The organism is Mesorhizobium sp. M0802, from assembly GCF_040320115.1.
GTDB lineage: Bacteria > Pseudomonadota > Alphaproteobacteria > Rhizobiales > Rhizobiaceae > Mesorhizobium.
In genome coordinates this window covers 589,536-610,280 of record NZ_JAMYOY010000001.1, presented here as the reverse complement: position 1 = coordinate 610,280, position 20,745 = coordinate 589,536, and the positions used below count along the sequence as shown (strand labels likewise).

At 64.1% G+C, this 20,745-nt stretch carries 18 protein-coding genes and 1 pseudogene; 10 read left to right on the top strand and 9 right to left on the bottom strand.

The window, feature by feature from the left end; all coding sequences use genetic code 11:
* Positions 1–226: 226 nt before the first annotated feature.
* Positions 227–676, top strand: a complete 450-nt coding sequence (locus NKI10_RS02940) for an RrF2 family transcriptional regulator (RefSeq protein ID WP_023673075.1) — start codon at positions 227–229, stop codon at positions 674–676.
* 63 nt (positions 677–739) lie between these two features.
* On the opposite strand, the gene NKI10_RS02935 is transcribed toward NKI10_RS02940, so the two are convergent.
* Positions 740–2,281: an acyl--CoA ligase gene (locus NKI10_RS02935; RefSeq protein WP_502897526.1), complete on the bottom strand. Its 1,542-nt coding sequence runs from the start codon at positions 2,279–2,281 to the stop codon at positions 740–742.
* Between the two features lie 113 nt (positions 2,282–2,394).
* Between NKI10_RS02935 and NKI10_RS02930 the strand changes: the two genes are divergently transcribed.
* A complete protein-coding gene (locus NKI10_RS02930) occupies positions 2,395–3,543 on the top strand; it encodes a hypothetical protein (protein ID WP_352858540.1) in 1,149 nt (382 codons plus the stop codon).
* Here the strand turns inward: NKI10_RS02930 and NKI10_RS02925 are convergent.
* From NKI10_RS02925 to NKI10_RS02895, 7 genes are all read right to left on the bottom strand, one after another.
* Positions 3,538–4,092 (bottom strand): gluconokinase, encoded by a 555-nt coding sequence (locus NKI10_RS02925; RefSeq protein WP_023673072.1) that lies wholly within the window; start codon positions 4,090–4,092, stop codon positions 3,538–3,540. The genes NKI10_RS02930 and NKI10_RS02925 overlap by 6 nt on opposite strands.
* A 2-nt stretch (positions 4,093–4,094) precedes the next feature.
* On the bottom strand, positions 4,095–5,081 hold the full coding sequence (locus tag NKI10_RS02920; protein ID WP_023673071.1) for an ABC transporter permease: 987 nt from the start codon (positions 5,079–5,081) through the stop codon (positions 4,095–4,097).
* A complete protein-coding gene (locus NKI10_RS02915) occupies positions 5,078–6,058 on the bottom strand; it encodes an ABC transporter permease (protein ID WP_023733121.1) in 981 nt (326 codons plus the stop codon). Before NKI10_RS02915 ends, NKI10_RS02920 begins: the two co-directional genes overlap by 4 nt.
* Positions 6,055–7,617, bottom strand: a complete 1,563-nt coding sequence (locus tag NKI10_RS02910) for a sugar ABC transporter ATP-binding protein (protein WP_023749923.1) — start codon at positions 7,615–7,617, stop codon at positions 6,055–6,057. Before NKI10_RS02910 ends, NKI10_RS02915 begins: the two co-directional genes overlap by 4 nt.
* A gap of 94 nt (positions 7,618–7,711) precedes the next feature.
* The gene (locus NKI10_RS02905; RefSeq protein ID WP_023682221.1) at positions 7,712–8,836 is read right to left on the bottom strand and encodes a sugar ABC transporter substrate-binding protein; all 1,125 of its coding nucleotides are present in this window, start codon (positions 8,834–8,836) and stop codon (positions 7,712–7,714) included.
* A gap of 325 nt (positions 8,837–9,161) precedes the next feature.
* Positions 9,162–10,190 carry an HTH-type transcriptional regulator GntR gene (gntR, locus tag NKI10_RS02900; protein WP_023746968.1) on the bottom strand — a complete coding sequence of 343 codons (1,029 nt, stop codon included), beginning with the start codon at positions 10,188–10,190 and terminating at the stop codon, positions 9,162–9,164.
* A 159-nt stretch (positions 10,191–10,349) separates the two neighbouring features.
* The gene (locus NKI10_RS02895; protein WP_050588883.1) at positions 10,350–11,522 is read right to left on the bottom strand and encodes an MFS transporter; all 1,173 of its coding nucleotides are present in this window, start codon (positions 11,520–11,522) and stop codon (positions 10,350–10,352) included.
* 231 nt (positions 11,523–11,753) lie between these two features.
* On the opposite strand from NKI10_RS02895, the pseudogene NKI10_RS02890 reads away from it, so the two are divergent.
* The 4 genes and pseudogenes from NKI10_RS02890 to mocR all read left to right on the top strand — a co-directional run bounded on the left by NKI10_RS02890 (position 11,754) and on the right by mocR (position 15,053).
* Positions 11,754–12,039: pseudogene (locus NKI10_RS02890) on the top strand (DUF3175 domain-containing protein).
* Between the two features lie 213 nt (positions 12,040–12,252).
* Entirely contained in the window at positions 12,253–13,164 is a 912-nt protein-coding gene (iolE, locus tag NKI10_RS02885) for a myo-inosose-2 dehydratase (protein WP_352858534.1), read from the top strand.
* Between the two features lie 214 nt (positions 13,165–13,378).
* On the top strand, positions 13,379–13,585 hold the full coding sequence (locus NKI10_RS02880) for a LacI family DNA-binding transcriptional regulator (protein ID WP_023705614.1): 207 nt from the start codon (positions 13,379–13,381) through the stop codon (positions 13,583–13,585).
* Between the two features lies 1 nt (position 13,586).
* Complete coding sequence (gene mocR / locus NKI10_RS02875; RefSeq protein ID WP_023829210.1) at positions 13,587–15,053, top strand: rhizopine catabolism transcriptional regulator MocR; 1,467 nt, start codon at positions 13,587–13,589, stop codon at positions 15,051–15,053.
* Positions 15,054–15,074: 21 nt separating this feature from the next.
* On the opposite strand, the gene NKI10_RS02870 is transcribed toward mocR, so the two are convergent.
* Positions 15,075–16,319, bottom strand: coding sequence for a DegT/DnrJ/EryC1/StrS family aminotransferase (locus tag NKI10_RS02870; RefSeq protein WP_352858531.1), 1,245 nt, complete (start codon positions 16,317–16,319; stop codon positions 15,075–15,077).
* Between the two features lie 360 nt (positions 16,320–16,679).
* Between NKI10_RS02870 and NKI10_RS02865 the strand changes: the two genes are divergently transcribed.
* The 4 genes from NKI10_RS02865 (at position 16,680) to NKI10_RS02850 (ending at position 20,729) form a co-directional block, all read left to right on the top strand.
* Positions 16,680–17,591, top strand: a complete 912-nt coding sequence (locus NKI10_RS02865; RefSeq protein ID WP_352858527.1) for a polysaccharide deacetylase family protein — start codon at positions 16,680–16,682, stop codon at positions 17,589–17,591.
* A gap of 63 nt (positions 17,592–17,654) precedes the next feature.
* Complete coding sequence (locus tag NKI10_RS02860) at positions 17,655–18,623, top strand: rhizopine catabolism ABC transporter substrate-binding protein (RefSeq protein WP_023687959.1); 969 nt, start codon at positions 17,655–17,657, stop codon at positions 18,621–18,623.
* A 157-nt stretch (positions 18,624–18,780) separates the two neighbouring features.
* On the top strand, positions 18,781–19,896 hold the full coding sequence (locus tag NKI10_RS02855) for an ABC transporter permease (RefSeq protein WP_352858652.1): 1,116 nt from the start codon (positions 18,781–18,783) through the stop codon (positions 19,894–19,896).
* The gene (locus NKI10_RS02850; protein WP_352858523.1) at positions 19,893–20,729 is read left to right on the top strand and encodes an ATP-binding cassette domain-containing protein; all 837 of its coding nucleotides are present in this window, start codon (positions 19,893–19,895) and stop codon (positions 20,727–20,729) included. The genes NKI10_RS02855 and NKI10_RS02850 overlap by 4 nt, the downstream gene beginning before the upstream one ends.
* Positions 20,730–20,745: the final 16 nt, after the last annotated feature.

Below are 20,745 nucleotides of genomic sequence, written 5' to 3'. Positions count from 1 at the left end.
GCCGGCGCTTTGCCGCCTTTTTCGTTTTCGCGCGCCGACAAACGGCTTCAGGCGGAATCTGTCGCGATCGGCGAAAACGTTACAAAGAATCAACGCCTTTGTGCCTAACATCTCAATCGGGCGGCTTGTTCTACGCGAAACCGGGTTGTTCAGGCGAAACGTCATGATTTGCACACAAACAACCGCCAGATGCGGGTGGTTGGGGTTTTCATGAACTGAAGCGGGCATGCTTACCAAAAAAGGCAAATACGGCCTCAAGGCCCTCGTGCATCTTTCCGGCCTGCCGGTCGGCCAGCTTGCATTCGTCAACGACATCGCGATCGCCAACAACATCCCGAAGAAATTTCTGGATGCCATTCTGGGCGAGCTGCGCAATGCCGGCTTCGTCCTCAGCCGCAAGGGCAAGGAAGGCGGTTATCGCCTCGCCCGGCCGGCTTCCGAAATCAAGATCGGCCACGTCGTGCGCGTGCTGGACGGCCCGCTCGCTCCCATACCCTGCGCCAGCCGCACGCAATACCAGCGCTGCGAGGATTGCGACGAGGCGACCTGCCAGGTCCGGCACATGATGCTGGAAGTGCGCCAGGCGATCGCCGAAGTGCTGGACAATCGCAGCCTCGCCGCCATGCGCGACGCCGACAATGATGATTTTCCGGTCGAGCTGACGTCGCAGATCTAAATTCGAGCATGATCCCGAAAAGTGGGAACCGGTTCGGACAAGATCATGCTCAAATGAGAGTCCTCAGACCAGGCCGAGCTTGCCGGCCAGGCCGACGCGCTGGATCTTGCCGGTGGGACCCTTGGGTATCTCCTGGAGAAACAGGATGTGGCGCGGCACCTTGAACTCGACGATCCGGCTGCGCGCGAAATCGCGTATCTGCTCGGCATCGGCGGTGGCGCCCTCGGCCAGCACGATGGCCGCACCCACCTCTTCGCCGAGCATGGCGTGCGGCACGGCAAAGGTCACCGCCTGCGCCACCAGCGGATGATCGAGCAGGACATTGTCGACTTCGAGCGGCGAGATCTTTTCGCCGCCGCGGTTGATGATCTCCTTCAGCCGCCCGGTGATCTTCAGATCGCCATCCTCGTCGATGAGGCCCTGGTCGCCGGTGCGGAACCAGCCATCGCTGAAGGCAGCTTCATTGGCCACCGGATTGTCGAGATAGCCATCATGGATGTTGGCGCCGCGCACCGCGATCTCGCCCTTTTCACCCGCCGGCAGGATCGTCCCCTTGTCGTCCAGGATCGTCACCTGCGGACCCGCAGGCAGGCCGACCGAGCCTGGCTTGCGGCGTGCCGGCGGCAGGCCGTTGGATGTCATCTGGTGCGCCGCCTCGGTCATGCCATAGGCCTCGACCACCGGACAGCCGAAGACGCGCTCGAGGTCGCGGAACACGGTGTCGGGAAGCGCTGCCGAAGACGAGCGGATGAAGCGCAGCCGCGCAGCCGCGATGGTTTCGCCATTGCGGGCGGCGCGCGCCAGGATCGCCTGATGCATGGTCGGCACCGCGCTGTACCAGCTCGGCCGGAAATCGCCCAGCCAGCCGTAGAATTTGAGCGGGTTGAAGCCCGGCGTGCAGACAACAGCGCCGCCGACTGCCAGCTGTGCGCTGAGCGCCGCCATCAGCCCGTGAATGTGGAACAGCGGCATCACGTTGAGACACATATCGTTTGCCGACAGCGCCAGGGTGCTGGCGATGTTGGCCATCGATGCCTGCAGATTGCGCTGCCGCAAGCCGACGATCTTCGGTCGCGCCGTGGTTCCCGATGTGTGCAGGACAAGCGCGAAATCGTCGGGTCCGTTGAACTGCATATCGTCGAGGCGAGCCTCGCTGGCAGCCTCCACCTCGGCGTCGCCCGCCAGCAGAAACTCGCCGGCCTTGGCGCCGTCAGTCACGACGACGTCGAGCACCGCAATGCCGAGCCCCTTTGCGGCGTTGCGCGCGGCATCGCCCATGCCTTGTCCGCACAGCAGCAGCTTCACATCGAGATCGCCGAGATAGAAGCGGAATTCGTCTTCGCCGTAAGCCGGATTGAGCGGCGCCGCCGTCGCCAACGCCGAGACCGCCAGGAAACAGGCCGCCGTTTCCGGGCCGTTGGGCAAGACGATGCCGACGGCCGTGCCGCGGGCAACGCCACGCCTGGCGAGATCGCCGCAGAGCTTGTCGACAAGATTGGCGAGGCCGGCAAAGCTCAGGGACGGCCGGTCCGGCGCCATCAGCGCCACCGCAGCCGGCCGCCAGGGCGCCAGTTGGGGAAGTGCTACCGATAGGGCCTGTTTCAAGTTCGAACCCTGAATGGCGTTCACCATGGCCTTGCCGGCGCCGATTGCGCGCCCGTGGCAGACGCAGTAAAGCGATTTCCGGACGCACGCAAGAACAGGTGGACACCGATCGGATGAGGCTGCCGTGGTTGGGAAAATCCCGGAAAGCCGACCGGACACCATCTTCCGCCGTCATTTATCATACGGAAATCATCGCCGACATCCTGGTGCCCGAACGCGCCGAGCATGTCCGCTTCTTCAGCCGCAAGCAGGTCCGCGCCGGCAAGTTGCGCACCTTCAACAACAGGGATTTCCGCGAGCTGCTGCTGGCCGCCTTCTATCTCGGGGTCGCGGCATTGCTGCCGGTCAATTGGTGGGCCGCGATCTGCAGTCGCATATCGGGGCGGCGCCTCAAGCGCCATATCCGCAAGGATTTCGTGCGCTACGCCGCCGCGACGCGCGCCGTGCTCGGCAATGGCATCGATGCGCAAAGGCAGTTCAGGGCCTTGCTCTGCGCCAACCACCGCCGGCGTTTGCTGCTTGCCGCGCATCTCATCGGCCGCCGCCGCTGGTCACCTGATATCCGGCTGGAGGGCCTGGAAGGCCTGCAAGCGGCGCTGAAGCGCGGCCACGGCGCTATCATCTGGTGCGATCAGTTCACGGCACAGACCATCATCGGCAAACGCGCTCTCCATGAGGCCGGTATCGAGACACACCAGCTCAGCGTCAGGGCTCACGGCATATCCGATTCGACCTTCGGCTTGCGCTTCCTGAACCCGCCGATGGTTCGGGTCGAGAACCGTTTCCTGAAAAGCCGGATCGTGTTCGACCGCAGCGACGCCTACCAGGTCACCGGCCGGATCCAGAAGATCCTTGGCAGCAACGGCGTCGTATTGGTGACCAACACCGTGCATGCCGGCTCGACATTCACCGAAGTCGGCCTTGGCGAGAGCGGCTGGACTCACCTCGCCTCGGCGCCGACGAATTTCGCTGCCAGAGGCAAGGCGGCGCTGTTTTCCATGTCGACCTTCGAGACCGATCCGTTCCGCCAATACCGCGCCGTCCTAAGTCCCGAACTGGTGCCGGCCCCGGCAGAGGCCGGCGAGCGCGCGGCCAGAGCCGGCGCCAAGAACATGGCGCTGCAGGCCGAGTACATATTGCTCAAGCGCGACCGCTTGCTGGAGGCGCTGAAACTCTATCCCGAGCAAATGATGGTCTGGTCCGGCGCCGACCGGTTCACCGAACGACCGGAAACCGCCTTGCCCGACGAGGGTGGTTCATGATTTTGCGCCGGCCAGCAGGCTGGCAACGGCGGTGACGATCTCAGCCACTGGAAGTGTGGCGTCGGCCGTCAGCGCCCGCTCGTCGGCGCCAGGCGGCTCAAGGATGGCGAACTGGCTTTCGACCAGGCTTGCCGGCATGAAATGGCCCTTGCGGTTGGCGACACGCTGCTTGGCGGTTGCGGGATCGATCTTCAGATAGATGAAATCGATATCCCGGCGGAAGCCGCGCAGACGATCGCGGTAGCTGCGCTTCAGCGCCGAGCAGGCGGCAACCACGCTTTGGCCGCTGCCGGTCAGGTCGGCGATCCGCTCGCCGATGGCATCGAGCCAGCCCTCACGCAGTTGATCTGTGAGCGGCTCGCCGCTCGCCATGCGGGCGACGTTTTCGGGTGGGTGCAGCCTGTCGCCTTCGACAAAGACGGCCCCTTCCTCTGCTGCCAATGCTTTGCCGACAGCCGATTTTCCGCAGCCGGCGACGCCCATCACCACAATGGCCCGAGGCACTGAGCCGGTAGCGCCCATTGGCGCCTTTGCGGTCTTTTCGTCCATGGTCAGCGGCTTGCCGGCGCGCGGCCGTAGAGCAGGAGCATGGCGACGATGACCAGGCCATAGACGATCTGCCGCCCCGCCTCCGGCATCTGCATGACCGAGAGTATGGACTGCAGGAGGGTGATCAGAATGACACCGGCGACGGTGCCGAGATAGGAGCCGCGGCCACCCAGGATGGAGGTGCCGCCCAGAACCACGGCGGCGATCGACGGCAGGAGATAGGCATCGCCCATCGATTGCGCCGCCTTGGAGGCATAGCCGGCGAGAAGCACTCCGCCAAAGGCGGACAGCCCGCCTGAGATAGCGAAGGCGATCATCACCACGCGCCTTGTATCGATGCCGGAGAGATAGGCGGCACGCTCGCGGTTGCCGATGCCGTAGACGGTGCGGCCGAAGCTGGTGCGGGACAGCACGAACACCATCGCGGCACCAATCAGGGCCCAGATGATGACGGCGTTAGGCACGCCTGGAATGGTAAAACCTGTCGCAAGATAGCGCATGGCGCCGGTGGCCGAATCCTGTGGCGAGTAGCCGCCGGTATAAACGACCATGAGCCCCTGAGCGACAGCGTTGGTTGCGAGCGTGATGATCATCGAGGGTATGCGCAGATAGGCGACGCCAAAGCCGTTGACGATGCCGATCAGCACCCCGCAGAAGATGCCGAACGGGATGGCCAGCGCCACACCGATCGGGCCATAGGCCGCAGCCGCACACGCCATCATCGCGCCCGCCGCCACCGCCCACGGCACCGACAGGTCGATCTGGCCTAGCAGGATGACCAGCATCATGCCTGTGGCGATGACGCCGAGGAACGAGGCCACCTTGAGCTGCTGCAAGAGATATTCAGGCGACAGAAAGCTCCTGGAATAGAGGCTGCCTAGGAACAGCAACAGCACGATGCAGGCGAAGGCCGTCAGCACCGCCGGATCGGCGCGGCGGATGAATTTCGGCATGCGGCCGGCTATGCCGCCCAACGTCGTTTCGCTCACAGGAACCACTCCAGCCGGTTGCGGACCCGAAACAGTGCGAAGGCGCCGAGGCTGACCGCAACCAGCAGGATAACGCCCTGGAACAGTGGCTGCCATAGCGGGTCGAAATCGAACACGAACAACAGGTCGCCGATGGTGCGGAAGGCCAGCGCGCCGAAGATGGCGCCGATGGCGCTGCCTTTGCCGCCGAACAGCGAGACGCCGCCCAGCACCACCGCGGCAATCGAAAACAGCGTATAGGCGTTGCCACTGGCATAGGCTGCATCGCCGGTATAGGTGAAGAAGGTCAGGAACAGTCCGCCGATCGCGGCCAACAGGCCTGCGAGCGCGTAGGCAGCGAACTTGCCGCGCCTTATCGGCACACCGGACATGTAGGCCGCCGTCTCCGAGGATCCGGCCGCATAGGCCGCGCGCCCGAGCACCGAGCGGCTGAACGGTACCCAGACCACGAGCACGACGGCGAGCAGCACGACCAGGCTCGCCGGCACCACGCCCAACAGGCGTCCGGTCAGCGCGTCGGCGAGACCTTCGTTGACCGAACCGCCGGGAAACGGCCTCAGCAGCAGCGCGATGCCGAAATAGACCGCACCCGTGGCGATCGTGGCGACGATCGGCTGCAGGCGGCCGTAGATGACGATGGCGCCGTTGATCGCCCCGCACAGGAACCCGGTGCCGAGCACGGCGATGACGCCGAAAGCGGTCTCGAGGCCGGTGCCGATGACTAGCCAGGAGGCGAGGCAATTGGTCAGCGTGAAGATCATGCCGACGGAGAGGTCGATGCCGGCGGTGATCACGACCAGTGTCTGCGCCATGGCGACGAAGGCGAGCAGCACGCCCTTGTTGGACGCCGTCTGCACGACATTGGCGGTGAAGCCCGCCGGATGGTTCGAGGTGTAGATGACGAACATGACAATGAATATGCCGAGTGCCATCAGTGTTCCGCGCTGCTCGGCCAGCCAGTAGCGCCACTCTTTCACGCGTCCGCTCCCTGTCTTGCGCCGGCATCGTCTCTCGCGCCGTCATCGCCGTGGATGTTGAGCGCGCTTGCAATGAGCGCCCGCTCGGTGATCTCGGCCCCGACCAGCTCGCGCTTGACCGCGCCGTCATAGAGCACCAGCACGCGGTCGCAGCAGCCGATCAGTTCGTCATAGTCGGTCGAATAGAACAGGATCGCCGCCCCCGCATCCGCCAGCTTGCGCATCAGTTGATAGAGTTCCTGCTTGGTGCCGACGTCGATGCCGCGCGTCGGATCGTTGAGCAGGATGATACGCGGCTGGCGCATCAGCCATTTGGCGATGACCACCTTCTGCTGGTTGCCCCCCGACAGCGCACCGACCGGAATGTCGAGGCCGGCCGTCTTGATCGCCAGCAGCCCGACCATGTCGTCGATCAGCCGCTGTTCGGCGGCGCGGTCGATGATGCCGGCCTTGGACAGCCGGTCTAGGGCGGCAAAGGAGAGGTTCTCGCGCACCGTCATCGGCAGCATCAGGCCTTCGGTCTTGCGGTCCTCCGGGATCAGCGCCATGCCGATGCGGTCGTCGCGCGCCGCTTGCGGGCTGGCGATCGAAACCGGCTTGCCGTCGATAAGGATCTGGCCGCCGAGGCCGCGCAGCACACCGAAAAAGGCAAGCAGCAATTCGCGTTGGCCCTGGCCGTCCAGGCCGCCAAGGCCGACGACCTCGCCTGCCCCGACCGTCAGCGAGACATTGTCCAGCCGGTCCGTCCAGGACAGCTTGCGCGCCTCCAGTACGGGAACGGCGGCGGCTGCGGTGCGCGCGGGTTTCGGCGGGAAAATATGGCTGTATTCGCGCCCGATCATCAGTTCGACGACTTCGTTGTCGCTCTTTGTGCCTGCCTTGTAGCTGGCGACATTGCGGCCGTTGCGAAACACCGTGCAGTGGTCGGCAAGCTCGGCGATCTCGTTCATGCGGTGCGAAATGTAAAGCAGCGCCAGCCCTTCCGAGCGCAATCGCTTGAGCACGCTGAATATCCTGGCGACGTCCGTCGCGGTCAGGGCCGAGGTCGCCTCGTCGAGGATCAGGATGCGCGGCTTCCTGGCCAATGCCTTGGCAATCTCGACCATCTGTCTTCTTGAAAGCGGAAGATCCTTGACCAGCGCCAATGGATGGATGTCGGCCGCACCTGCGCGTGCCAGCGCATCCTCGGCAATGCGGCGCTGCGCCTTGCGGTCGATCATGCCGAAACGCTTCGGCGGATAGGAGATGACGATGTTGTCGGCAACGCTGAGTTCGGGAACCAGCGACAGCTCCTGGAAGATGCAGACGATGCCGGACTTGTTTGCAGCAGCAGGCGAAGCGAACGTCACCTCGCTGCCGTTCAGCATCATGCGGCCTTCGTCGGGCGCGACGACGCCCGCCATGACCTTGATCAGCGTCGATTTGCCGGCGCCGTTTTCGCCGAGAATGGCGTGGATGCTACCGGACGAGACCGAAAGCTCGGCCTTTTCCAGCGCCCGCACACCACCATAGCGCTTGGATATGCCTTCCATCCGGAAGAGCGGAACCGCACCGTCCATCGGCCCTCCCGAGGCAGTTTGACTTCAAGGGATATCGAGTGGCCGGCGCCGCGGAGATCCCGCGGCGCCGGATATGCCGCCTATTGGTCAGCCCCTATTGGTCAGCTTTGGTCTGGCCCATAATTTCCTGCGCGGTGAAATTGATGCCGCAGGTCGGGAAGGAATTGCCGACGAAGAAATTGTCGGACTGGTCGGGGAAGAAATCCTGACCGGCCTTGAAGTTCGGATCCTCGACGATCGCCAGTGGCAGTTTCACTGCTTGCGGAACGACGTTGCCTTCGAGCGCGGCAATGGCCGTCTTGATGGCGACCGCGACCTGCGCCGGACCGGTGCCGGCCGATGAGCATTTCAGCCCGTCGCCGGCATGTGCCGCGCAGAACTTGCGGAAACCGTTCTCGGTCTCCCCGCCGAACGGCACGAAAGCATGCTTGGCATCGATCATCGCCTGCACGATGCCGGTGTCGCCGCCTTGCCCGGTGATTCCGTCGAACGGACCGTTGGTGGCAATGGCGTCGGCCGTAGCCTTCTGTGCCACGCCGTCGTCCCATTTGCCGACCACCTCGGTGACGTCCCATTTCTTGCCGGAGGCATCGAGCGCTTCATGGATTCCGTTGTGACGGTCGGTGTCGACGGAAGTCCCGGCAACGCCGCGCACTTCGAGCACCTTGCCGCCATTCGGCACATGGCCGACCAGCCATTTGCCCCACAATTCGCCAAGGCCCTTCTGGTCGACATTGACGTTGATGGCGTCCTTGGTATCGAGAATATTGTCGAAGGCGACGAGGATGACGCCAGCTTCCTTGGCGCGCTTGATGACCGGCCCGAAAGCGGTCGGGTTCTGGGCGTTGACGACGATCGCGTCATAGCCGGAATCGATGAAGTTGTTGATCGCCGAAATCTGAGCCGGCACGTCCTCGCCGGTCGAGACGACCTTGAATTCCTTCAGTTTCGCGGCGACCTCCGGCTGGGCCGCATAGGCCTTGGCGGTCTGCACCATCTGGATGCGCCAGGTGTTGGCGATATAGCCATTGGCGAGCGCGATGCGGTATGGGCCGTCTTTCTTGGGGAACTTGAAGAACTGCGTATCGGCCGCCCAGGGCGCAAAGCAATCCGGCTCAGCCGACGGGCCCTTGACAACTTCCGGGTCGGCCATGGCCGACGAACTCAGCATGACGAATGCAGTCGCGGCAACGATGCCACCAACAAGTGACTTGATCATCGATATTCCTCCCAGTTGTAGTTTTATTTGCTGCTGCTTATTAATTTGATGCTGTTTGTCGTGGTGTGTTTTCCACGCCTGCCGAAGGCCCTCCAGCCTGGCCGGCGCCACGTCTCAAGGGCCCGAAGCCGGCCCGATCCCCTCCCCCTCGCCGCTTCACAGGCGAGAAACGAAACTAGCATATTATACATAATAAACAAGCATGAGCTGTTGCTTATGTATAATAAACAGGGGCGGCCTTTCATCAAAACGTCTGCCCGACGAAAATGGTAGCGCTACCATGACGTTGTGTAAAGCACCATTTGCTGAGGCAGCCAAAGCGTGTTCAGCGTGCGGTGCTCTCGCGGGGCTTGAGTTCGAAACCGAGATCGACGACCCGCTGCTCAGGCCTTCGTCCTGCGATCGCCGCCAGCGCCATGGCGACAGACCGACGGCCGATTTCATAGCGAGGGGTGCGGATACTGGTGAGCGGCGGGAACGCCGCCTGCATCATTTCGAGGTCGTTGAAGCCGACAATGCCGATTGTTTTCGGCACGTTGAGCGCGGCGCTATGGCATTCGAACAAAACGCCGAGCGCGATGTCGTCATTGTTGCAGAAGACGCCGTCGAGCGCCGGCATCTTGGCCAGCGCATCGCGAAGCAGCTCGCGGCCGAGCGTCACGCTGGACAGTAGCGGCGTGGTGGTGACCAGCCGGGGGTCGAACAGGCCGGCCTTCTCCATTGCCGCGCGATAGCCGGCAAGCCGCCGCTGCGAGCGCGGGTCCATGCGTGCGCCGATGAAGCCGATCCGCCGGTAGCCGGCCTCGATCAGATGCTCGGTCGCGGTGCGGCCGCCGTCAAAATGCGAGAAGCCGACCAGCATGTCGACCGGATCGGACCCGGTCTCCATCACCTGCACCACCGGGCAGCCCGCGCTCTCCAGCAGCTTTCGCGAGGTCGGCGTCTGGTCGATGCCGGCCACGATCAGCGCCGCCGGGCGCTGCGGTGCGAACACCTGCAGCAGGCGCTCCTCCTCGAGGCCGGAATAATGGGTGTTGCCGAGCTGGACGCGGAACGGGCCGTCCGACAGGCTGTCATAGATGCCGCGCACCACTTCGGCGAAGACGTTGTTGGTCAGCGACGGCACCAGCACGCCGAACACATCGGCGCGCGCCGAGGCCAGCGCCCGTGCATTGGGATCCGGGACATAACCGAGTTCGTCGACGGCGGCCTGGATCTGGCGCCGCAGATCCTGGCTGACGCGTTCCGGTTCGCGCAGCGCCCGCGACACGGTGATGGCGCCGACGCCGGCCTTGCGCGCCACATCTGATAGGGTCGGGCGGCCGCCCCCACGACGCGAGCGCGGCTTGGTCATGGACATCCTCCACGTGCCAGGCCCCGGCCGCTGCGCCCTTGCGAAACCATGTTCAGCTTTTCCACTGCCACCATGCCAACCGGCTGCTGCCGCACCCACTCGCCTGCTGGCGTCGCGCAGCCAATCGCCCTTGTCAAGCAACAGGGCAATCCTGCCTTCCTAAGCCATCAGGGCAGCACTGCGTTTTGCTTTCCACAGCAGCAGCCCGATGGCCACTATGTTCAGCAAGTTCCACGCGATCCCGTTGAGGAACGCGGCGGCGTAAGAGCCGGTCAGGTCGTAGATCCAGCCCGACATCCAGCCACCGATCGCCATGCCGAAGATGGTCGCCATCATGACGATGCCGATACGCTGGCCGGCCTCCCTGGCGGGCAGGTATTCGCGCACGATGATGGCATAGCAAGGCACGATGCCGCCTTGCGACAGGCCGAACACCAGCGACACGACATAGAGCGAGGCAAGCCCGTCGAACGGGATGTAAAACAAAAGCGACAGGCATTGCAGCACGGAACCGATAAGCAGGGTTTTCACGCCGCCGATGCGGTCGGCGACAAAGCCGGAGGCGAGCCGGCTGACGACGCCCGCCGCCATCATGATCGACAGCATGTCGGCGCCATGCGCAATGCCGTAGCCAAGATCCATGCAATAGGCCACGATGTGCACCTGCGGCATCGACATCGCCACGCAGCAGCCGAGACCGGCAACGATCAGCAGCACCTGTAACGCCGCCGGAGACAGCGAAATCGACTGCACTGTCCGGCTTCCGGGTGAACCGGCGGCAGCCGCCGCCGGAGCAGCGCGCCGCAGCAACAGCACCAGCGGCACCATGGTGACCAGGCAGAAGACACCGATGCCGGCATAGGTGAAGCGCCAGCCTTCCGCCTTGATCAGTGTCGGCATGATGGTTGGCCAGAGCGCTCCGGCGAGATAGTTGCCAGCCGCCGCAGCTGTGACGGCGACGCCGCGCCGACGGTTGAACCAGTGCGAGATGTCGGCGATCAGCGGCCCGAAGATCACCGATGTGCCGACACCAATCAGCACGCCCTGGGCAAGGGTGAATTGCAGGATAGAGGTCGACAGCGCGGCGAGCAGCAGGCCGGCGGCGAGAGCCACCGAGGATAGCAGTGCCGGGATCCAATACCCCATGCGATCGACCGCGCGGCCAACGAGCACATTGCCGGCGGCGAAGCCGACCATGGTTGCGGTGTAGGGCATCGATGCCGCGGCGCGGTCAACGCCGAACTCGGCCTGCACGGCCGGCAGCACGACGACGACGGCCCACATGCCGACCGCACCGATCGTCGCCAGCAGCATGGAGATGGCAAGCCGCATCCAGGCGTAGCTGCTGTCGATGCCGGGGCTATCCGCCTGATTGGCGACGATCGGGGTCAAGGCGTTTCCTGTCTACGGTCCTGGGAAGTCGACCGTTGTGTCGCCACTATCGGCGCTTTCACCGCGACGGGCAGCGCCACAGGGCCATGATCCGTGGCTCCAGCGGCCCGGCGACTTTCTCGGGAACCGGCGGCGGCCTGCCCGAGTTTTTGCGACAGGAAGGAGTTTGTCATGACCGCGAAAAAGAAATGGTCGGCCGAGGTGACCGAGCACAGCGATGCGATGCCTTGAGGACCACATCTTCGAAGCCGACGACGCCAGGAAGATCGCGGCCTCGCTCAAGCGCTCGGCCGAGCACAGCGACCGCCGCAAGGCCGAGCCGTTTCAGTCGGCCATGTCGATGCTGAATTTCTACATCAACCGCGCCGGCAAGAACCTGCCGCAGGCGCGCCGGAAAGTGCTCGAGGACGCCAAGGACGAACTGCGCGCGGCCTTCGGAAGGCCGCAGCAGGATTAATGCATGTCGCTCAAAAGTGGCGCCGGTTTTGAGACAACGACATGCATAAATAAAGACCTAAGCGCGTCGACTTAGTCCGTTCAAACGGGACGCGCTTTAGCGCTCCCGATTGGTTCTGCCAAATTTACCTCAACTGGACCTAGTGACAGGTCCTCTTTCCCCTCAGTTTGCCGGCCTCGGCTTTGTGGTTCCCCGAGCCTTTGAAGTAGCGGCATGACGGTCAAGATCGGCATCAATCCCATCACCTGGAGCAATGACGATGTTCCCGCACTCGGCGGCGATACGCCGCTCGCGACATGCCTGTCGGAAACCAGGCAGGCCGGCTATCGCGGCACCGAACTCGGCGGCAAATTCCCCAGGCGAATCGACGAGCTCGGACCGATCCTGTCTTCTTACGGACTGGAGCTCGTCTCCGGCTGGTATGACGGCCGCATCCTGGACCGCACGGTCGACGAGGAATTCGCCGCCATCACCCCGCATCTGACCCTGCTGCGCGACCTCGGGGCCAAGGTCGTGGTCTATGCCGACACATCGCGCGGCCGTCATGACGGCATTTTCGCACCGATCTCGCAGCGGCCACGCCTCGCTGACGGCGAATGGACCGCCTATGGCGAGAAGCTGACCGAACTCGCCGACCGCATGGCTGCCTTCGGCGTCGGCATGGCTTTCCATCATCATATGGGCACCATCGTCGAGAGCGATGACGAGGTCGACAGGCTGATGGCCGCAACCGGCAAGAGCGTCGGCCTGCTGTTCGATACCGGCCATTGTCTGTTCTCAGGCGGCGACCCGGCCTCGCTCCTGAACCGGCATCTCGACCGCATCGTGCATTTTCATTGCAAGGACGTCCGCGCGGCCGTGCTGGAAAAGGCACGGCGGCAGGACATGAGTTTCATGGCGGCAGTGATGGAAGGAATCTTCACTGTGCCCGGCGACGGTTCCGTCGATTTCCTGTCGCTGTTGAAGCCGCTGGCCGAGCGCGGCTTCGAAGGCTGGATCGTCGTCGAGGCCGAGCAGGATCCGGCCAAGGCACACCCCTTGACCTATGCCACGAAAGGTTACGCTTCGCTTCTCAAATCGGCCTGCGCGGCCGGGTTCGACGTCGCGATACGAGACTTGGCCTAACCACCGCCGGGGGGCTGGTGGTTGGGCCGGTTGGGCGCGCGCCTCGGTAGGGGTAGCGACGCGAAAGCGCCCGGCGATCCGCGCCGCCGCCCTCCCTTGGCGGCGCGGATCGCACAGTTCTTGGCATCGAAATTTTTGCCCCCGAGTTGCCGGCCCGGCGTTTCCAGCTTGAGGCTGGCGACGAGGCATGCCTTGATGCGGATGGAGGAGCGACATGGCATTCGAGGCGGCACTCGGCATGGAACGGCTTTGCACCATCCGTGAGATCGCCGAGAAGGCGGAACTCGGCGCGGCAACCGTTCACCGCGCGCTGAAGAACAGCCGTGAGGTCCGTCCCGCAACCAGACGGCTGGTGCTCGAGACCGTTTGCCTGCTTAACGAAGAAAAGATCGCGCGCGCAGCCAGGCTCGTCGGAGACTAGCTTGGCCGACCACATGCGCCTTTCCCTCGACATCATGTCGGTCGACCGCGGCTCGGACGAACCGATGCACCGACAGATCTATGGCGCCCTGCGGCGCTTCATCCTCGACGGCCAGATCCAGCAGAACACGCTGCTACCATCGACACGCTCGCTGGCCGAGGATCTCAAGGTCGGCCGAAACACGGTGATCGCCGCCTACGACCAGCTGCTCGCCGAAGGGTTTATAGAGGCGCGCGCCGGGTCCGGCACCTGGGTGGCGCCGATCCAGCAGAAACGCCCGCCGGCCGCGCTGCGCGCCGGGCTTGCCGCTCCGCAAAAGCTCTCGCGGCGCGGTCAGACCATCGTCAACGGCCCGCAGCCGCCGCGCAATGCCGGTGTCATCAACTTCCATCCCGGCGTGCCGGAAACCGCGTCCTTCCCCTTCACCATCTGGTCGAGCCTTCTGGTGCGCAACGCACGCAGCCGCGACGAGAACTTGCTCGGCTATATCTCCTTTGCCGGCCATCCCGGTCTGCGCCAGGCCATTGCGTCGACCATCAGCCTGTCGCGCGGCATCAACTGCACCGCCGACCAGGTCATCATAGTCACCGGCGCGCAGGCAGCACTCGACCTCGCTTCGCGCGTGCTGATGGACGAAGGCGACCATGTCTGGATGGAGGAGCCCGGCTATCTCGGCGCCAAGAGCGCCTTTCTCGCCAGCGGCGCGCAGCTCGCGCCCTTGAAGGTCGATCGCCACGGTTGGCATCTCGCAGACCCAGAGCTGCCGCCGCCGCGGCTGATCTATGTGACGCCATCCTGCCAGTGGCCGTTCGGCACCATCATGCGCATCGAGGAGCGGCTGCAACTGCTCGACATTGCCGAGCGCCACGGCGCCTGGATCGTCGAGGATGATTATGACGGCGAGTACCGGTACCGTGGCCGGCCGGTACCGGCGCTGCGCGGCCTCGATCACGCCGACCGGGTCGTCTATATCGGCTCCTTCGGCAAGACGCTGATCCCGGCGCTCCGCATCGGCTATCTCATCGTGCCGCGCGAACTGTCGGTCCCCTTCGACCGCGCCGTCTCGATCACCGGCCAGTTCGCGCCGCTGATCCTGCAGGCGACGGTCAACGACTTCATCACGCAAGGCTATTTCGCCACGCATCTGAAACGCATGCGCCGCCTTTATGCGCGCCGGCAAGCCAATTTCGTCAAGCTGTGCCAGGAGCATCTGGCCGAATGGCTGACTGTGACCGAGAACGATTCCGGCATGCAGCTGCTGGCCAGTTTTATCCGACCCTACAAGGACAGCGACGTCGTCGCCGCCGCCGTCAAGGAGGGCCTCGACGTGCAGGGCATCTCGATCAACTACCATTCGAGCGAGCCGGAACACGGCCTGCTGCTCGGCTATGCCGCGATGGACGAACGCCAGATCCTGCGCGCGGTGCTGGCGTTGCGCGCTGCCTTCATGCGGCTGGACCGGCAATAGGCCGATCCAGCGCTGAGCGCTTCAATTCACACTATCGAATTTCTGCAGATCGACGGGCGCTGCCTTGCGCACCTCTACATCGTCCAGCGAGGCATTCTCCAGCGCCACACGGGCCGCCGCATCGATGTTATGGACCATGTCGTCGATGTCGGCGTCGCCATGCGCCGGATTCGTCGCGATCATCACCGTGCGGTTGAGGATGTCGAGAGAACCCTTGCCGAGATCGTCGGCATAGGTCAGCCGCAGGCCCTTGTTTTCCGGCAGCGTGTACGGATTGAGCGCCGGATGATGCGCGCCCTCATGCATCAGCACCTGGTCCCACTGAGTGAAATTGTGGCGGCCGGTCTTGCCGGCAATGACGCTCGGAATGGTCTTCGAAAAAGTCTGCGCCGCCTGTTCGCTGGGCAGCAGATACATCACCTGCGCCGCGCAATCGTCGTCGGGGCTGTTCATCGGCGACGGCGTCAGACCGAGATTGCCGAGATGGCGCGTGCCGGCCAGCACCTTCTTCTTCTCCGCCCGCATCGCCTCGATGATGCCGTCCAGACGGTCGAGCTGGACATTGAGCATCGCGCCCATCAATTCCGAGGCGCGCGCGCCGATGCCGGCGAACGGCTTGATGCTGTCGCTGCGGCCCTGCCAGTAGAAATGGCAAGGGTCGATGGCGCAGCGCGCGCGCTCGGCCACTTTCGGGTCGCTGGTGGCGATGCCGCCGCCCTCGCCCGAGGTCATGTTCTTGAAGTAGTTGAAGGAGTAGGCCCCGGCATGGCCGATCGAGCCGAGCTTCCTGCCCTCATAGCCGCCGCCAATGCCTTGGCAGACATCTTCCAGCACGAGCAGACCGCGTTTTTTAGCGATGTCCATGATGGCGTTCATGTTGCAGGCCGCACCCCACATATGTACCGGGATGACCGCCTTGGTGCGCGGGCCGATGGCGTCGCGCAGAGCGGCCGGGTCGATGGTCAGGCTCTCGTCGATGTCGACAATGACCGGAATGGCGCCGACCGACAGCACTGCCGTGGCGGTCGCCATATAGGTGTGCGCCGGCACCAGCACCTCATCGCCCGGGCCGATGCCGAGGCCGATCAGGCCGGCGGCGAGCCCATAGGTGCCGCTGGCGGCAAGCGCGAAATGCTCGACGCCGAGATGCCTTGCATAGCGCGCCTCGAAGCGGTTGCACTCGCTGTTCTCGCCATAGCGAAACAGCGCGCCCGAGCGGATCACCCTGGCAATGGCTTCGATCTCTTCTTCGCCGGCGGTGTACATGGCAAGTCTCCACATCGCTTGATGGTGTGAAAGCAGTACGCCTACGGCCGCTGTTTGAAAGAACCACTCCGCTGCGATCGGATCAAGCCATCCTGCTCACGTCGGAGCGGCGTTTAGCGCCGACTGTGGGCATATCGAATGAAATCGACATTCCAGAACGCAGGCCCGCGGAAAAATCGTACCCATCCGAATTCGTCGAAGTGGCCCTGTCGGAAAGCCCGCATTGGGCGTTCCATCGCGTCCAGTTGGGCAAACGGTCGGTTCCATGCAGCACGGGACACACTTTGGAAGACCCTCGAAACCGGCGTGCCGGCAAGATGGTGGCCGGCAAGACGGTGACCGGCAAGACGGTGGCCGTCCATGACGCGACAGCTCGTCCTGCACGAAGACGATGTCGGCATGTGCCATGGCGCCAACAGCGCCTTCCTCGAACTGACCGCACTGGGCGCCTGCAGCTCCGGCGCCGTGATGGTGCCGTGTCCATGGTTCCCTGAGATGGCCGAAGCGGCAGCCGCCGATCCGCGGCTCGATCTCGGCGTCCACCTGACGCTGAACAGCGAAAAGCAGCACTACAAATGGCGGCCGCTGACGTCGCCGTCGCCCGCGGCCGGCCTGACGGACGAGTTCGGTTATTTCTGGCCCGATGTCGCGACCACCCGCCGCAAGGCAGCACCGCAAGCGGTGGAAACCGAGCTTCGCGCCCAGATCGACACCGCCTACCGCGCCGGCATCGACGTCACTCATCTTGACGCCCATATGGGGACAGCGCTGTCGCCGGAGTTTTGCGACGTCTACATCAAGCTCGGCCTGGAATATCGGCTGCCGGTGCTGTTGACCAAAACGCTGTCGGCCTATTCGCCCAATGACAATCTCGTCGGCGTCACCGAAGCGGCGTTCCAGCGCGGCGTCACTGAAGCCCGGGCCAAGGGCTTTGTCATCTTCGACGCTGCCATACAGACGACCTGGGGCCGTCCACGCTCAAAACCGATAGAGCCAGCCTACAAGGCATTGGTCGAAGGGGTCCGCGAAGGCCTGACCTTCTTTTGCCTGCATTTCAATGCGCCGGGCGAGCTCGAGCTGATCGAGCCGCGCTCCGCCTATGTCCGCACCGAGGAATATGAACTCTTCCGGGACCAGGGTTTTCGCGACTGGCTCGGCGTGCAGGACATCGACATCATCGGCATGAAGCCGCTGCGCGAGGAGCTTCGTGCACGGCTCGGGGCATCGACACCGGCAAAGGCCCGCAAAGCGGCCACCCGGGCAGCACCGTAAGCCGATCCGGTCGGCCGAGGCGCAAAGAGGGAATTGGAACTGCAACGACAATGGGAGAATGACATGAAGACTGTTCTGAAACTGGCGCTCGGCGCGCTTGTCTCGATGAGTATGCTGGCGGGTGTCGTGCAAGCCGCGGGCCTGAAGGACCCGAAGGATGTCCGCATCACCTTCGTGGTGCATGGCTCGGCCTCCGATCCCTACTGGTCGGTGGTCAAGCGCGGCGTCGACGATGCGGCGGCGCTCACCGGCGCCAAGGTCGAATATTATGCGCCGCAAGTGTTCGACGTGGTCGAGCAGGCCCGCCTGCTCGACGCGGCCATCGCCACCAATCCCGACGGCATCGCCGTCTCCATTGCCGACGCCAATGCGCTCGGCAAATCGGTCAAGGCCGGACTTGCCGCCAACATTCCGATGGTCGTGCTGGATTCCGGCGAGAAGGAAGGCGCCGAACTCGGCACCTCTCTCTATGTCGGCACCGTCTCCGAATATGATTCCGGCAAGAAGGCCGGCGAGCGGCTGGCCAAGGAAGGCACGCTCAAGGTCGTCTGCATCAACCACGAGGTCGGCAATGTCAGTCTCGACCAGCGCTGCCAAGGGTTGAATGACGGGCTGAAGCCGTCAGGCGGCGGCACCGAGGTGCTTACCGTGTCGCCCGATCCGGCCGACATCCAGCGCCGCACCGAGGCCTATCTGTCGGCGCATCCCGACACCCAGGCCGTCTTCGCGCTCGGCGCCACCGCCGCCAATCCGCTGATCCCGTTCTTCCGGCAGAAGGAACTGTTCGGCAAGATCAAGCTCTACACCTTCGACATCAGCCCCGAAGTCCTGGATTCCGTCGTCGCCGGCGAAATGGGCTTCGGCATGGACGCCCAGCAATATCTGATGGGATACCTGCCGGTGATCTATCTGGTCGAGCATGCCACACATGGCTTCTGGCCGCAGAACAACGCCTACACCGGGCCGCTGTTCATCGACTCGCCCGACAAGGCCAAGGCGATCCTGGCGCTCGCCAAGGACGGCATCCGCTAAGGCAAGACCAAAACGGATCGGGGAGCCGCCATGCGCTCCCCGTCTCTGGTCGAGATTGCGAAGTGAGCGATTGGGGAGCCTAATGGCTGTTGTGGAAGACAAGGCGATACCTCCAGAAGCGCCGGCCCCCGGGGTGATGGGCAAGGACCGTTTCGGCATGACGTCGAAACGGGCTGCCGGCACTGACGAGCGGCTGGCCAGCACCGGCCGGCTGACGCAATGGCTGCGCCGGCCCGAAGCCGGTGCCGCCGGCGGCCTCATCGCCACAATCATCATCTTCGCCCTGCTGCCGGGTGCGTCGAACCTCTATTCGCTGCAGGGGTCGATGACCTTCCTGACGCTGGCGGCCGAACTCGGCATCATCGCCACGGCCGCAGCCCTTCTCATCATCGCCGGCGAGTTCGATCTCTCGGTCGGCTCGATGGTCGGCTTCGCCGGCGTCGTCATCGGACTGACGGTGAAATATTGGGGCCTGCCGCTGTGGGGCGGCATCGCCTGCGCCTTCGCTGTCGCCATCCTCACCGGCTACGTCAACGGGCTGATTGTTGTGAAGACCCGCCTGCCTTCCTTCATCGTCACGCTGGCATCGCTCTACATCCTGCGCGGCCTGTCGATCGGCATCACCCGCGCCGTCACCGGCCGCACGCAGATCCCCTACATCCTCGACGGCGCGCCGGACCCGGCAACCGCGAGCCTGTTCAACGGCCATCTCCTGACCAGCTTCTTCCAATGGATGGGCACGCAAGGCTGGATCGCCACCCGCACCGACGGCATCCCCTTCGTCGTCGGCATTCCGATGTCGATCGTCTGGTGGCTCGGCCTGACAGCGCTTGCCGGCTATGTCTTGACCCAGACCAAATACGGCAACTGGATATTCGCCACCGGCGGCGACCTCAATGCCGCCCGCAATGTCGGCGTACCGGTCGACCGGGTTAAGATCGCACTCTTCATCTACACCGCCTGTGCCGCGACCTTGCTTGCCACCATCCAGGTGATGGAGGCCGGCTCCGCCGACACCACGCGCGGCCTGCTCAAGGAATTCGAGGCAATCATCGCCGCGGTCATCGGCGGCGTGCTGCTCACCGGCGGCTATGGCACCGTCTATGGCGTGCTGTTCGGCGCGCTGATCTTCGGCCTGGTGCAGATGGGCATCTTCTACACCGGCATCGACACCGACTGGTTCAAGGTCTTCCTCGGCATCGTCATTTTGATGGCCGTGCTGGTCAACAACTACATCCGCCTCAAGGCGCTCGGACGCGGAGGCGGCAAATGACCTACCCAAACCCGTCCCCGGCCATCCAGCCAGCCATTGAATTGCGTGGTGTGTCGGTCAATTTCGGCTCGGTACGCGCGCTCCAAGATATCGACATCAAGGTCTATCCCGGCGAGGTGCACTGCTTGCTGGGCGACAACGGCGCCGGCAAGTCGACACTGATCAAGGTTCTGTCGGGCGTTCACCGGCCGACCAAGGGCGAGATTTTCGTCGACGGCAAGCCCGTCACGTTCCGCAGCCCGCGCGACGCGCAGGACCTCGGCGTCGCGACGGTCTTCCAGGACCTCGGCATGATCTCGCTGATGTCGATCACGCGCAACTTCTTCCTCGGCCGCGAGCCGACCAGAAGCCGCCTGCCCTTCTCGCGCTTCGACAAGGAGCGCGCCAACACAATTGCCCGCCAGGCGATGGCCGATATCGGCATCGACGTGCGCGACCCGACGCAGGCCGTCGGCACGCTGTCGGGCGGCGAGCGCCAATCGGTGGCAATCGCGCGCGCAGTCCACTTCGGCGCAAAGGTGCTGATCCTTGACGAGCCGACCTCGGCGCTCGGCGTGCATCAGGCGGCCATGGTGCTGAAATTCATCATCGAGGCGCGCATGCGCGGGCTGGCGGTGATCTTCATCAGCCACAACATCCACCACGCCTACCCTGTCGGTGACACTTTCACGCTGCTCAACCGCGGCCGCAATCGCGGCACATACGCAAAGTCCGAGATCTCGCGCGACGAGGTGATTTCCATCATGTCGGGCGGCGAGGATCTGAAGGCAGTGGAAGCTGAGATTGCCGGGCTGTTGGCGCAGATCGGCAATCGGCCGGCCGCCGCACCCTGAGCCTGGAACACTTTGC

Bases quoted from the DNA above. Each gene is read 5' to 3' on its own strand.
- NKI10_RS02940 (WP_023673075.1), top strand. From the start codon at position 227: ATGCTTACCAAAAAAGGCAAATACGGCCTCAAGGCCCTCGTGCATCTT.
- NKI10_RS02930 (WP_352858540.1), top strand. From the start codon at position 2,395: ATGAGGCTGCCGTGGTTGGGAAAATCCCGGAAAGCCGACCGGACACCA.
- NKI10_RS02925 (WP_023673072.1), bottom strand. From the start codon at position 4,092: ATGGACGAAAAGACCGCAAAGGCGCCAATGGGCGCTACCGGCTCAGTG.
- NKI10_RS02910 (WP_023749923.1), bottom strand. From the start codon at position 7,617: ATGGACGGTGCGGTTCCGCTCTTCCGGATGGAAGGCATATCCAAGCGC.
- NKI10_RS02905 (WP_023682221.1), bottom strand. From the start codon at position 8,836: ATGATCAAGTCACTTGTTGGTGGCATCGTTGCCGCGACTGCATTCGTC.
- gntR (WP_023746968.1), bottom strand. From the start codon at position 10,190: ATGACCAAGCCGCGCTCGCGTCGTGGGGGCGGCCGCCCGACCCTATCA.
- NKI10_RS02895 (WP_050588883.1), bottom strand. From the start codon at position 11,522: ATGCGGCTTGCCATCTCCATGCTGCTGGCGACGATCGGTGCGGTCGGC.
- iolE (WP_352858534.1), top strand. From the start codon at position 12,253: ATGACGGTCAAGATCGGCATCAATCCCATCACCTGGAGCAATGACGAT.
- NKI10_RS02880 (WP_023705614.1), top strand. From the start codon at position 13,379: ATGGCATTCGAGGCGGCACTCGGCATGGAACGGCTTTGCACCATCCGT.
- NKI10_RS02870 (WP_352858531.1), bottom strand. From the start codon at position 16,319: ATGTACACCGCCGGCGAAGAAGAGATCGAAGCCATTGCCAGGGTGATC.
- NKI10_RS02865 (WP_352858527.1), top strand. From the start codon at position 16,680: ATGACGCGACAGCTCGTCCTGCACGAAGACGATGTCGGCATGTGCCAT.
- NKI10_RS02860 (WP_023687959.1), top strand. From the start codon at position 17,655: ATGAAGACTGTTCTGAAACTGGCGCTCGGCGCGCTTGTCTCGATGAGT.
- NKI10_RS02855 (WP_352858652.1), top strand. From the start codon at position 18,781: ATGACGTCGAAACGGGCTGCCGGCACTGACGAGCGGCTGGCCAGCACC.
- NKI10_RS02850 (WP_352858523.1), top strand. From the start codon at position 19,893: ATGACCTACCCAAACCCGTCCCCGGCCATCCAGCCAGCCATTGAATTG.